The sequence below is a fragment of the Gilliamella sp. wkB7 genome (assembly GCF_001693435.1).
Taxonomy (GTDB): Bacteria; Pseudomonadota; Gammaproteobacteria; order Enterobacterales; family Orbaceae; genus Gilliamella; species Gilliamella apicola_N.
Genome location: NZ_CM004509.1, coordinates 1,857,577 through 1,870,583 on the forward strand (window position 1 = coordinate 1,857,577; position 13,007 = coordinate 1,870,583).

The 13,007-nt window shown below is 34.5% G+C and carries 12 protein-coding genes; 8 read left to right on the forward strand and 4 right to left on the reverse strand.

The window, feature by feature from the left end:
• The first annotated feature begins 241 nt into the window (after positions 1 to 241).
• From nirB to cysG, 4 genes are read left to right on the forward strand one after another with little or no spacing between them, the layout of a single operon-like run.
• Positions 242 to 2,767: a nitrite reductase large subunit NirB gene (gene nirB, locus A9G17_RS08220; protein ID WP_065738284.1), complete on the forward strand. Its 2,526-nt coding sequence runs from the start codon at positions 242 to 244 to the stop codon at positions 2,765 to 2,767.
• A 1-nt stretch (position 2,768) separates the two neighbouring features.
• Positions 2,769 to 3,101: a nitrite reductase small subunit NirD gene (gene nirD / locus A9G17_RS08225; protein ID WP_065738285.1), complete on the forward strand. Its 333-nt coding sequence runs from the start codon at positions 2,769 to 2,771 to the stop codon at positions 3,099 to 3,101.
• Between the two features lie 23 nt (positions 3,102 to 3,124).
• Complete coding sequence (gene nirC, locus A9G17_RS08230; protein ID WP_065738286.1) at positions 3,125 to 3,892, forward strand: nitrite transporter NirC; 768 nt, start codon at positions 3,125 to 3,127, stop codon at positions 3,890 to 3,892.
• A 38-nt stretch (positions 3,893 to 3,930) separates the two neighbouring features.
• Positions 3,931 to 5,304 (forward strand): siroheme synthase CysG, encoded by a 1,374-nt coding sequence (cysG, locus tag A9G17_RS08235; protein WP_065738287.1) that lies wholly within the window; start codon positions 3,931 to 3,933, stop codon positions 5,302 to 5,304.
• A 150-nt stretch (positions 5,305 to 5,454) separates the two neighbouring features.
• On the opposite strand, the gene narL is transcribed toward cysG, so the two are convergent.
• Entirely contained in the window at positions 5,455 to 6,108 is a 654-nt protein-coding gene (gene narL, locus A9G17_RS08240; protein WP_065738288.1) for a two-component system response regulator NarL, read from the reverse strand.
• Between the two features lie 3 nt (positions 6,109 to 6,111).
• Positions 6,112 to 7,920, reverse strand: coding sequence for a nitrate/nitrite two-component system sensor histidine kinase NarX (gene narX, locus A9G17_RS08245; protein ID WP_065738289.1), 1,809 nt, complete (start codon positions 7,918 to 7,920; stop codon positions 6,112 to 6,114).
• 227 nt (positions 7,921 to 8,147) lie between these two features.
• On the opposite strand from narX, the gene rplU reads away from it, so the two are divergent.
• The 4 genes from rplU to cgtA all read left to right on the forward strand — a co-directional run bounded on the left by rplU (position 8,148) and on the right by cgtA (position 10,947).
• On the forward strand, positions 8,148 to 8,456 hold the full coding sequence (rplU, locus tag A9G17_RS08250) for a 50S ribosomal protein L21 (protein ID WP_025314436.1): 309 nt from the start codon (positions 8,148 to 8,150) through the stop codon (positions 8,454 to 8,456).
• Between the two features lie 15 nt (positions 8,457 to 8,471).
• Entirely contained in the window at positions 8,472 to 8,732 is a 261-nt protein-coding gene (gene rpmA, locus A9G17_RS08255) for a 50S ribosomal protein L27 (protein ID WP_025314437.1), read from the forward strand.
• Positions 8,733 to 8,818: 86 nt separating this feature from the next.
• Positions 8,819 to 9,784, forward strand: a complete 966-nt coding sequence (locus tag A9G17_RS08260) for a DMT family transporter (RefSeq protein WP_065738290.1) — start codon at positions 8,819 to 8,821, stop codon at positions 9,782 to 9,784.
• Entirely contained in the window at positions 9,784 to 10,947 is a 1,164-nt protein-coding gene (gene cgtA / locus A9G17_RS08265; RefSeq protein ID WP_065738291.1) for an Obg family GTPase CgtA, read from the forward strand. The genes A9G17_RS08260 and cgtA overlap by 1 nt, the downstream gene beginning before the upstream one ends.
• A gap of 629 nt (positions 10,948 to 11,576) precedes the next feature.
• Here cgtA and smrB read toward each other — a convergent pair.
• A complete protein-coding gene (gene smrB, locus A9G17_RS08270) occupies positions 11,577 to 12,119 on the reverse strand; it encodes an endonuclease SmrB (protein ID WP_065738292.1) in 543 nt (180 codons plus the stop codon).
• Between the two features lie 7 nt (positions 12,120 to 12,126).
• Entirely contained in the window at positions 12,127 to 12,765 is a 639-nt protein-coding gene (nth, locus tag A9G17_RS08275) for an endonuclease III (protein ID WP_065738293.1), read from the reverse strand.
• Positions 12,766 to 13,007: the final 242 nt, after the last annotated feature.

Below are 13,007 nucleotides of genomic sequence, written 5' to 3' on the forward strand. Positions count from 1 at the left end.
TTTTCACTGGTTTTTTATATCTGTTAACGATTAATTAATAAGCGCATTTTTAAGATGGTTATAACATTTTTAATTTTACTTATATGTTCAATTGCCATAACATAATGATATTAAATAATATTGTTTAAGATTACTACTTTAGTAGTAACCCTTGAGAGTAGTTATATTCTGTATAAAGTTTCATACAATGGGAATAGTCTCAAAATTGATTATTTAAATTAGAATAAATTGGAGCTTTTGTATGAGTAAAACCAATCTCGTTATCATTGGTAATGGGATGGTTGGGCATCGTTTTGTCGAAGAAATTATCGACAAAATGCAGTCTGATCAATTCAATATTACTATTTTTTGTCAAGAACCTCGGGTCGCTTATGATCGGGTTCATCTCTCCTCTTACTTCTCAGACTTTACTGCTGAAGGATTATCGCTTGTTCAAGAAGGATTTTATGAAGAACATCACATCAATATTTTACTAAATGAACGTGTGATATTGATCAATCGTCAACTTAAACAGGTGCATTCACAAACTGGGCGAATTGTTGAATACGACAAGTTAATTATAGCGACAGGTTCTTATGCTTGGGTTCCCCCAATTAAAGGTGCTGATGGTGCTGATTGTTTTGTCTATCGCACGATTGAAGATTTAGACGCTATTGCACAATGTGCTAGCCATTGTAAAACGGGTGCCGTAGTCGGAGGTGGTTTACTCGGACTTGAAGCTGCAGGAGCACTTAAAAATTTAGGCATACAAACCCATGTGGTTGAGTTTGCTAACGTTTTAATGGCTGAACAGCTTGACATGATAGGTGGCGAACAATTGCGCCATAAAATTGAAGAAATGGGCGTTAGTGTCCATACCAGCAAAAATACTCAAGAAATTTTGCATACACCACAAGGTAAAGTAATGCAATTTGTTGATGGTACATCACTAGAAATCGACTTTATTGTTTTTTCCACTGGCATTAGAGCTAATGATCAGTTAGCGCGTGATTGTCAGTTAGACATTGGTGTTCGAGGGGGCATTGTCATCAATGATTATTGTCAAACTTCTGATCCTGATATATATGCTATTGGCGAATGTGCATGTTGGCAAGGTAAAGTCTTTGGCTTAGTCGCTCCAGGTTATAAAATGGCGCAAATTGCTGTTGTGCATTTACTTGGCGGCAATATTCCATTTGATGGTGCTGATATGAGTGCCAAGCTGAAACTGATGGGCGTTGATGTAGGTAGTATTGGCGATGCCAAAGCCAAAACGGTCGGTAGCCGTAGTTATATATATTTAGATGAAAATATACCTGTTTACAAAAAATTAGTTGTTTCTAATGATAATAAAAAATTATTGGGTGCGGTATTAGTAGGAGATACTAAAGATTACAGCAATTTATTACAATTAATGCTCAATAATATGGATCTACCAGAACACCCTGATACATTGATTTTGCCTGAACATGCCGGTTCTAAGCCAACAATGGGTGTGGATGCATTGCCAGATTCTGCACAAATCTGCTCCTGTTTTGATGTCACTAAAGAAAAAATCATCAATGCCATTCATGCAGGTTGCCATACTGTAGCTGCCATTAAAGCTCAAACCAAAGCAGGTACAGGCTGTGGGGGATGTATACCGCTGGTTACACAAATTTTAAATACAGAACTAGCAAAACAAGGTATAGAAGTCAGTCACTCCCTTTGCCAGCATTTTAAATATTCTCGCCAAGAATTATATCATTTGATTCGGGTTGAAGGATTGAAAACATTTAAGCAGGTGATAGATAAACATGGTATTGGTTATGGTTGTGAAATATGTAAACCAACAATTGCTTCGTTATTAGCTTCATGTTGGAATGATTATATTTTGCGACAAGATCTAATCCCTCTGCAAGATAGTAATGATATCTTCCTCGGTAATATTCAAAAAAATGGTACTTATTCGGTTATTCCACGTAGTGCTGGTGGTGAAATTACCCCTGAAGGATTGATTGCCATAGGGAAAATAGCTCAAAAATATCACCTTTACTCTAAAATTACTGGTTCACAGCGTATTGGTCTTTTTGGTGCACAAAAAGATGATTTACCAGCTATTTGGAAAGAGTTAATTGATGCAGGATTTGAAAGTGGCCATGCTTATGCTAAAGCATTACGAATGGCTAAAACTTGTGTAGGTAGCACATGGTGTCGTTTTGGTGTTGGTGATAGTGTTGGTTTTGGCGTTGAGTTAGAAAACCGTTATAAAGGTATTCGTGCACCTCATAAATTTAAATTAGGCGTATCAGGTTGCACTCGTGAATGTGCTGAGGCGCAAGGTAAAGATATTGGGGTAATTGCTACCGAAAAAGGATGGAATTTATATGTCTGTGGTAATGGCGGAATGAAGCCTCGTCATGCTGATTTATTGGCAGCTGATTTAGATAAAGATACATTAATTCAATATCTCGATCGTTTTATTATGTTCTATATTCGTACCGCAGATAAATTACAACGTACGTCTGTTTGGCTTGAAAATATGGAAGGGGGTATTGATTACTTACGCAGTGTAATTGTTGATAACAAACTTGGTATTAATGATGAACTAGAAACAGAAATGACTCGCTTACGAAGTTTATTTGTATGTGAATGGAAGCAGACAATTGAACATCCTGAAAATCAACATCGTTTTGCTCACTTCATTAATAGTAATCAACGCGATGAAAATGTCCAGTTTATTTCTGAGCGTAATCAACATCGCCCAGCGAGTTTACATGAACGCTATGCAATATCAGAGGAGCAATAATATGAGTGATTGGATAACTGTTTGCAAAATAGAGGATATTCTGCCAGAGACAGGTGTTTGTGCGTTAGTTGGGAAAGCACATGTAGCGATCTTTCGTCCTTACCACTCCAACGAACTTTACGCAATAAGTAACATTGATCCTTTTGCTGATGCTAGTGTGTTGTCTCGTGGCATTATTGGTCAGCATGATGATGAATTATGGGTCGCTAGCCCACTTAAAAAACAGCGTTTTCGTTTAAAAGATGGTTATTGTTACGATGATGAGAATAATTCTATCCCTCATTATGAAGTAAAAGTGAATGATGATGGCTCTGTACAAGTAAAAGCGGATTAAAATTTTGAAAGGATAACTTTGTTATGTATACCGATACTATCAATAAATGTGCCACTAATGCGGCACGCATTGTTCGATTTGCAAAATTTAATCCATTAGGATTTTGGTTAAGTTCAGCTATGGCTGGTGCATATGTTGGGCTTGGTATTATTCTTATTTTTACACTTGGTAATTTAATTGATCCTGCTTTAAGACCATTATTAATGGGGGCAACGTTTGGGATTGCTTTAACATTAGTCGTGATTGCCGGTTCCGAGTTATTTACGGGACATACCATGTTTTTAACCTTTGGTGTGAAATGTAAAAGTATTACTCATAAACAAATGTGGTTTGTATTACCACAAACTTGGTTAGGAAATTTGCTAGGTTCAATTTTTGTTGCAATAATTTACTTTTATGCTGCAACTCCTTTACTATCAACTGATACTAGTTTAGTGCATAGCGCTGCGTTAGCTAAAACATCAGCGTCCGCTAGTGCGTTATTTTTTCGTGGTATATTATGTAACTGGTTAGTATGTTTAGCTATTTGGATGGCTAATCGTGTTGAAGGTTCAGCGAAATTTATTGCTATCTGGTGGTGTTTACTGGCTTTTATTGCCTGTGGTTATGAACATTCGGTTGCCAATATGACACTTTTTTCTTTGTCTTGGTTTGGTAACCATAGTGATAATTATACATTAGCTGGCATAGGTCATAATTTATTATGGGTTTCATTGGGTAATATTGTATCTGGGGCTATTTTTATGGGGTTAGGATATTGGTATGCAACGCCTAAATCAGAACGCCCTTAGCACCAATTACATAGTTAAAGTGCAGGAATAAAAGTGTTATGGATTATTTTCCTCTATTTTGTAAACTACAAAATCGTCATTGTTTGTTAGTTGGGGGGGGTGAAATTGCTGAACGAAAGGCTCGTTTGTTGCTTGAAGCTGGGGCTAGTATCACTGTTAATGCTGTCACTTTTAGCCAACAATTTTTGGTTTGGCAAGATCACAAACAATTAACGTTAGTCCAAGATGAATTTAAAGCCGAATTACTAGATGATAAATGGCTGGTTATTGCTGCGACTGATAGTGATAAAACTAACCAACTAGTAAGTATTGAAGCTGAAAAGCGACGCATTTTTTGTAATGTGGTTGATTCTCCTAAAGATGCTAGTTTTATTATGCCTTCAATTATCGACCGTTCACCAATTATGGTAGCGGTTTCCTCCGCTGGGCATGCTCCTGTTTTAGCACGATTATTACGTGAAAAATTAGAGGCTATTTTACCGCAACATTTAGGTAAATTAGCGCGATATGCTGGTTATTTACGTAATAAAGTTAAACTTAGTTATAAAACATTGACAGAACGTCGTCGATTTTGGGAAAAGCTATTTAATCATGATAGGTTAGCACAAGCTATTGCAAATAATGATTCAGAACGCGTTGAACTATTGACTAATGAGTTATTTGATATGTCACTTGATGATCGCGGAGAAGTCGTTTTAGTTGGCGCAGGACCAGGTGATGCGGGTTTACTAACATTAAAAGGACTACAGCAAATTCAACAAGCTGATATTATTGTTTATGATCGATTAGTATCAGATGAAATTATGAATCTTGTTCGTCGCGATGCTCAGCGTATTTTTGTTGGTAAACGAGTAGGATATCATTGTGTTTCACAAGAACAAATTAACCAAATCTTGTTAGAACAGGCTCAAAAAGGATTACGTGTAGTACGCTTAAAAGGAGGCGATCCTTTTATTTTTGGTCGTGGTGGAGAGGAACTAGAAACATTATTTAACGCTAATATCCCTTTCTCAGTAGTGCCAGGTATAACTGCTGCTTCTGGTTGTTCTGCATACAGTGGTATACCATTAACACATCGTGATTATGCTCATAGTGTACGTTTGGTTACAGGACATTTAAAAAATGGTAATTATTTGGATTGGCAAAGCTTAGCAGCAGAAAAACAAACGTTAGTTTTTTATATGGGGCTTTCTCAAGCGGAAAATATTAGTAACCAATTGATTAAACATGGTATGAATGCTCAAACACCCATTGCTATTATCGAGGAGGGAACAAGTACTAAGCAAAGAGTCATTACCGGTTTGTTGGACAATTTAGCAAATCTGGCTTTGCAAGCGCATAGTCCGAGCTTAGTTCTTATTGGACCAGTGGTTGCGCTGCGTGAAAAATTAAATTGGTTTTCTAATCATTAATATCAATAGGCAAGTAAATGTCAATTTTTAGTCATATACTTGTCTGTTATTTATAGCATATCTTGTTTTTATAAAATTTAAAGAATTCATTTTAAATAGTTGTTATTCTATATAAAATAGATAAAAACTATTTGTCTTTCATCGCTAGATCTATTCCTTACTTTGTAAATACCACACAGTCATTTCCATACGAGATTTGAAGTTAAGTTTTTTAAATATGCTTTTGATATGAACTTTTACCGTGCTTTCAACAATATCTAAATCTTTAGCTATTAATTTATTGGATAATCCTTGCACTAATAGATTAAATATTTCATGCTCTCTAGGAGTGAGAAGATTGACATCATGGATCGGTTTTGTTGTCGGTTCATCACCGTGACGCATATAATTGAGAATAATATGTGAAATTGCATCATCCATTATTACCTTACCAATTGAAATATCTTGTAATGCTTTGATAAAGTCTTCTGGTTCCATATCTTTTAACAGATAACCATCAGCACCTATTTTAAGCGCCGTAATAATATCTTCTTTTGCATTCGATACGGTAAACATAATGATACGACTAGAGATATTTTTTTCACGTAAAGCTCGAAGAATATCTAACCCATTGACATCGTGTATATTAATATCAAGTAAAATAATATCTGGATCGAGCTCTTCAGCTAGTTTAATTCCTTCTATTCCTGAACCTGTTTCACCAACAATTTCAAAATGATTGACAGTATGGATTAATTGCTTTACGCCATTTCTTAACATAGGATGATCGTCAATAAGTAATATTGAACTTTTAATTTGTTCCATTGGTTACTCTTCTATTATTTTTAGGGGAGTAGATTCCATCGCTTTAAATGTTACCACAATTTGTGTTCCTTTATTGGGTTTACTATCAATGACTAGATTACCATTTAATATCTCAATTCTATCTCGCATGATAATAAGTCCATAATGGTGATCTTGTTTAATTTTACTTTGAAAACCTATTCCATTGTCTTTTATATTCAATGTAATTATTTGATTATTATCCATTTCTAATTTTATTATTACACTGGATGCTTTTGCATGTTTATATACGTTATTTAGTGCCTCACGAATAAATTGCAATAAATGAAAAGCATATTTACTATTGATAATATTTAAAGGCAATTGATATTTAAGCTGAATATTGAATTTTAATTTGATATTAAACTCTTCTACTAATTCAATTAAGCTTGCATAAAATCCTGTTTGGTTTAAGCGTAAACGAAAAGAAGTGATTAACTCTCTTAGTTGCGAGTAAGTAACATTGACTTCTTTGCGCATAGTAGTGAGCAAATCAACGCTGGTTGGTGAATTCAAATCAGACTGCATCTGTAAGCAACTGAGGTGAATTTTTAAACAAGATAGCGATTGGGCTATCGAATCATGTAATTCGCGCGCCATTGCCGAACGCTCTTTCATTAATAAATATTGTTTTTGTTGTTCAATTTGCCTATCAAGCATAATTGCTGTGGTCATTTGTTCAATTAATCCAGTAATTAGATTCTCTTGCTCAATGCTGAGTGTGACATCAGTGGGTTGAATAGCAAATAAAATTCCATATTTTTCGCCATTTTCTTGAAGATACCAAAGGCGTTGCAGCCCATTTTTTTGATCAATTTTTGAGGGAGTTAAGCAGGCATTACATTTTGGATTAAGACAATAGGGTAATTTTTGTTGGTTATCATAACTAATCTGTTGATAATGTTCTGGATTATCTGATTCATAAAAACGAATTTGAAATTGAGTGAGTGGCACCAATTCTTCTAATTCTCGTAATATTTTAAGAAAACGCTCACATAATGGTTCTGAAGTATGTAGTTGCTTGGTTGCATAACATTGAAAAGAAATAATTTGATTGGTTTTTTGTAATTCAGATGTTTTTTCGGCAACGCGCTGTTCAAGTAATAAATATTGTGATTCTATTTGTTCTGACATTTTATTAAAAGCTAACCCAAGTAAATCAAATTCATTCTTTTTTTTCCGAATGTTAAAACGTTTACTGAAGTTATGCTTTGAGATCGCTTCTGCCATATCAATCAGTTTTTGCCATGGAACTAAAATATAGCGACGTAAATAGGAGATTTGGATAATCAAAGAAAGTATGATAATAGCAATAAATAGTAGTTGTAACTGAAAAATATAATGGATCTGTGTTTCTGTTTTCTGATCAATTTTGTGTACTAAGTTACTAGTGAGATCAACATAGTTATCTATATCATTTTTTACTTCATCACTTTTTTTTGCTTGTTGTATTTTTGGTGCTATATTGCTTATCCACTCATTTTGCAATTGATTAAATTCATTGGTTAAGCCGTAATGTTCAAATAATTGCAAACATTGTTTGGAAGATGATAATTCTTTAAAAATATTGAGATGATTATAATCATTTTGGGATAGTGGGATAATTGTCAAAAGTTGATAACTTTTCATTCTGAGTAACCCTAACTGATTAATCATATAAGCACTGCCTTTGGTATCATTAGCGATTCTAATTGATAATGATAATGCTACTAATGCAATACCCCCTAAAATGAATATGAGTAGTGTTAAACGGCTAGTAATAGAGGCATTGTAGCGAACTTTTCTTCCCGACATATTGAAACTCTATAGGATTACAAATATTTTAAATAAATAATAATTTATAACTATTGTAGCGTGAAAGCAGTATATCTCTGATCTTTTTTGTAACTTTTTGCGATCTTTTAGTAAACAGCGCTTGCAACAAGCATAAATTTTGCGTAAAATTCACGCCCTATAAGATTAATCATACAGACATATATGTTCAATCAAGTAATCGTCTGTTTTTTATTGCGGAGTTAAGTATGTACGCAGTTTTCCAAAGTGGTGGCAAGCAACACCGAGTTAGCGAAGGACAAGTCGTTCGCTTGGAAAAAATTGAAGTCGAAACAGGTGCAGAAGTTGTTTTCGATAAAGTTTTAATGGTAGCAAATGGTGAAGACATCAAAGTTGGTGCTCCGTTTGTTGAAGGTGCAACAATTAAAGCAGAAATTGTTGAGCACGGTCGTGGTGACAAAGTGAAGATTGTTAAATTCCGTCGTCGTAAACACTATCGTAAACAACAAGGTCACCGTCAGTGGTTTACTGATGTGAAGATCACTGCAATCGCTTAATAGGAGTATCGAACAATGGCACATAAGAAGGCGGGTGGTTCATCACGTAATGGTCGTGATTCCCAGAGTAAACGTTTAGGTGTTAAACGTTATGGTTCTCAAGAAGTTCTTGCAGGTAATATTCTAGTTCGTCAACGTGGAACTCAATTCCACCCAGGCACTAACGTAGGTTGTGGTCGTGATCATACTCTATTTGCCTTAATTGATGGACAAGTAAAATTTGAAGTTAAAGGACCTAAAAACCGTCGTTATGTTAGTGTAATTGCTAACAGTTAATTAAAAACGGTTTGGACGTTATAGAAGCCTCACAGTTATTGTGGGGCTTTTTTCATTTCTTGAAATTCATATAAATTAATTGCGATATGATAAAGCAGCAAAATGTAAAATTAGGTTTTGCATTAGCCATGTTAACTGCGGTGATGTGGGGCGTAGTGCCGATTGCAATGAAATATGCGTTAGTGGTTATTGACCCCCTAACTTTAGCATGGTCGCGACTTTCTATTTCCGCCATTGGTATTACCATTTGGCTTGCATATAAAAAACAATTTCCAAATTTAGCAATTTTTAAAAAACGTCGTCGTTTTATTTTGTTGATGGTTGCAGGATTTGGATTATTAGGTAATTTTGCATTATTTGCTACTGCAGTACAGTATCTTAGTGCCACAACAGCTCAAGTTGTTGGGCAAATGGGTATTGTAATATTTATGATTTCAAGTGCTTTTATTTTTAAAGAAAGGTTAAGGTCAACGCAAATTATTGGTATAACAATATTGTTGATTGGATTAGGGCTATTTTTTAATAAAAATATTGTTGATCTTTTTGCTAATATGTCTACATATGGCATTGGTGTATGGCTTGCTTTACTTGCTTCGGTTTCATGGGCATGTTATGCGCTGGCTCAAAAAGTTTTATTGCAAAAATTACGTGCAGAACAACTACTTTGGTTAATTTACCTTATTTGTGCTGTATTTTTATGGCCTTTTGCATCACCTAGCATGATAGCTAATGCGGATGGCACCCAATTGTTTGCCATCATATTTTGTGGTTTAAATACCATTATTGCTTATGGTGCATTAGTGATGGCTATGGAACGCTGGCAAGCAGCACAAGTTAGTGCTATAACAACTTTAACGCCATTATTTGCACTAATATTTTCGGATTTGTTTGCGTTAATTTGGCCAGAAAAATTTGCTATGCAATATTTAAATATTTTAGGTTATATTGGTGCAGTATCTGTTGTTGCAGGCGCTATGTTTGCGACTATTGGACACCATATTTGGCATCCAAGAAAAGGTTGGCTAATTAACCGGAAAAAAGGGGAAGAGTAATGAAATTTGTTGATGAAGCTTCAATCCGAGTAGAAGCCGGCGATGGTGGGAATGGTTGTGTAGGTTTTCGTCGAGAAAAATATATACCTAAAGGTGGACCTGATGGCGGAGACGGTGGCGATGGTGGTGATGTATTTTTTATTGCTGATGAAAATTTAAATACATTAGTTGATTTTCAATTTGAAAAAAATTATCGCGCCGAACGCGGACAAAATGGTCAAGGTTCAGATTGTACAGGTAAACGTGGTAAAGATATTACCGTTAAAGTACCCGTTGGAACACGTATTACCGACAAATACACAGGTGAAATTATCGGTGATTTAACACATCACCAGCAAAAAGTATTAGTTGCCAAGGGAGGATTCCATGGTTTGGGTAATGCCCGTTTTAAATCCTCGGTAAACCGTGCCCCAAGACAAAAAACTGATGGTACTCCAGGTGAAAAGCGCGATGTGCTTTTAGAATTATTGTTACTTGCAGATGTGGGTATGTTAGGTCTACCGAATGCAGGTAAATCAACCTTTATTCGTTCTGTTTCTGCTGCTAAACCAAAAGTTGCTGATTATCCATTTACCACTTTAGTTCCAAGTTTGGGTGTAGTAAGAATGGATAATGAACAAAGCTTTGTTGTCGCAGACATTCCAGGTTTAATTGAAGGTGCATCAGATGGAGCAGGTCTTGGTATCCGTTTTTTAAAACATCTTGAACGTTGTCGTGTATTAGTTCATTTAGTTGATATAGCGCCTATTGATGGAACCGATCCTATTGAAAATGCAAAAGTAATTATTCAAGAATTACATCAGTATAGTGAAAAATTAGCTAATAAACCACGTTGGTTAGTATTTAATAAAATGGATGTGTTGGGTGCCGAAGAGAGCGCTAAGCGTGCAGCAGAAATTGCCAAAGCACTTGATTGGCAAGACAAATATTATTTAATTTCAGCTGTTAATCATGAGGGTGTAAAAGCTTTGTGTTGGGATTTGATGGAATACATGAATGCTCATCCACGTGAAGCTGAGCAAGAAGAATCATCACCTGAAAAAGTAGAATTTATGTGGGATGATTATCACCAACAAGCAATGGATGAAGCTTTTGACGATGATGATTTTGATGATTGGGACGAAAGTGATGAAGAGGGGATTGAGTTCATTTATCAAAAATAAATAAGTCTTTACTCTATTCTATATTCTACTGAACTTAACTACTTTATTTAATTATCTATTACAAGTAGAGGCTACCGCCTCTACTCGTTTCTTTTGTTTTTTTATTTGGTTAGATATTAATCTAATTTGTAAAACAATTCATGAAAAATTTATTTTAAAAAAGTCAAAAAAAACGCTTGCTTTTAATAATGAGAATCATTATCATCAAATTGTACTTTGTTAGAACGTCGAAAGGCTTCTAAGAAGTATGACATTGCTCACATTGCTTCCAATGTTTGCCAGCTTAGTTTACCTAGGCTGGCTTTTTTATTTTCATACTATTTAGAGTGTCGATACGTAAAAATTTAACCTCAATCATATTGACAATAAATGTTTATATTCAAGTAGTAATTTATTTTTAATCATTTTTACGTTACTCATATATTATATGAAAGTGATTAATGGTAGTAATAAATGATAGTAATAACTCATTGTAAAACTTTCATTTAGTATCGCTGCTAAATCTCTATATAATTTTCGTTACTCATTGGTAATATACTTATACTGCTACAAATTATTACAAATCGTGTATTAGTTATACAAATTTGGCGAGATTATCATATATATTTATATATTTTAATTAGTTATCATTAATTATTAGCAGATTCATCATTGATATCAAATAAAATGAGTAATGCTGCATTACCCCCAAATTCTTTTGGTGCTTGATGAAAGCAAATAATTTGTGGATGCTGAGTAAGCCACATTGGTGTTTGTTTTTTTAATATGTTTTTTCCATGTCCATACATAATGCATGCACATGGTGTTTTTTCTCGCAAACACGCAGCAATAAGCGCGGCTATCTCTTTTTTTGCTTCTCGTTGTGTCAATCCATGTAAATCTAAAAAAAATTCAGGTTCATAAAAACCGCGTCGTAATTTTTTGACTTCGTTAGGATCTGCATTTTCTCTACTATAACGAATGGGATCTTCTTGTAAAAGTGGTTGATAATCATCTGAAAAATAAAACTCAGTATTAACTTTTTCGTGTTGTTGTTTTTGAGTCTCTATGACTTTTTGTGAGCGCTTTTGTGGTTTGTGGAGCACAGTGTCTTGCCTTATCTTTTTGGTATCTCCAAGGCTATTTTTAAATAAGTTGATATCATCGTGGGTTAATTTGAATTTATTTATCATTATTTTTTCACTCAGGGTAAATTTTATCTTTAAATTCGCATAGATCTTCGATTACGCATGAACCACATCTGGGTTTTCTGGCAATACAAGTATAACGACCGTGTAAAATTAACCAGTGGTGGCAATTAATTTTATATTTTTCTGGAACAACCTTTAGTAATTTTTCTTCAACAGCTTCGACAGTTTTACCTGGAGCAAAACCCGTTCTATTACTGACGCGAAAGATATGGGTATCAACCGCAATTGTTGGCCAACCAAAAGCGGTATTTAGTACCACATTTGCTGTTTTTCGACCAACACCAGGCAAAGCAATAAGTGAATCAAAATTTTCTGGTACTTGTCCTTGATACTTATCCACTAATATTTTACATGTTTTTATGATGTTTTCGGCTTTGCTATTATAAAGGCCGATTGTGCGAATATAATCTTTTAATTTATCAACGCCAAGGGCTAAAATTTGTTCAGCAGTATTGGCAACAGCAAACAATGGTTTCGTTGCTTTATTGACGCTAATATCAGTAGCTTGAGCTGAAAGTACAACCGCAATGAGTAATTCAAAAGGCGTTTTGTATACAAGCTCAGTTGTAGGATCTTTAATATGTTCTTTTAATCTTTCTAAAATTTGAATTCGAGTTAATTGTTTCACAAAATGATTATATGAAAAAGTAATTTGCCATTTATTATATACCCTAATTTAGGGTTTATCTGTAGGTTAAATTTAGTTTTTAAATAGCTTATACCGATGAAGATATGTCGCTATTAAAATATAAATTAAATATTCTTAATGTTAGCATCAGGTTATCTTTAGTTTTTTGGTTCATAGATATCTATAAATCGCCTGCTTTTTAGCATAAGTTTTTTATGGTAAGCTAGCCAACTATTTTAAAT

Coding starts and splice junctions, on each gene's coding strand:
- nirB (WP_065738284.1), top strand. CDS start 242: ATGAGTAAAACCAATCTCGTTATCATTGGTAATGGGATGGTTGGGCAT.
- nirD (WP_065738285.1), top strand. CDS start 2,769: ATGAGTGATTGGATAACTGTTTGCAAAATAGAGGATATTCTGCCAGAG.
- nirC (WP_065738286.1), top strand. CDS start 3,125: ATGTATACCGATACTATCAATAAATGTGCCACTAATGCGGCACGCATT.
- cysG (WP_065738287.1), top strand. CDS start 3,931: ATGGATTATTTTCCTCTATTTTGTAAACTACAAAATCGTCATTGTTTG.
- narL (WP_065738288.1), bottom strand. CDS start 6,108: ATGGAACAAATTAAAAGTTCAATATTACTTATTGACGATCATCCTATG.
- narX (WP_065738289.1), bottom strand. CDS start 7,920: ATGTCGGGAAGAAAAGTTCGCTACAATGCCTCTATTACTAGCCGTTTA.
- rplU (WP_025314436.1), top strand. CDS start 8,148: ATGTACGCAGTTTTCCAAAGTGGTGGCAAGCAACACCGAGTTAGCGAA.
- rpmA (WP_025314437.1), top strand. CDS start 8,472: ATGGCACATAAGAAGGCGGGTGGTTCATCACGTAATGGTCGTGATTCC.
- A9G17_RS08260 (WP_065738290.1), top strand. CDS start 8,819: ATGATAAAGCAGCAAAATGTAAAATTAGGTTTTGCATTAGCCATGTTA.
- cgtA (WP_065738291.1), top strand. CDS start 9,784: ATGAAATTTGTTGATGAAGCTTCAATCCGAGTAGAAGCCGGCGATGGT.
- smrB (WP_065738292.1), bottom strand. CDS start 12,119: ATGATAAATAAATTCAAATTAACCCACGATGATATCAACTTATTTAAA.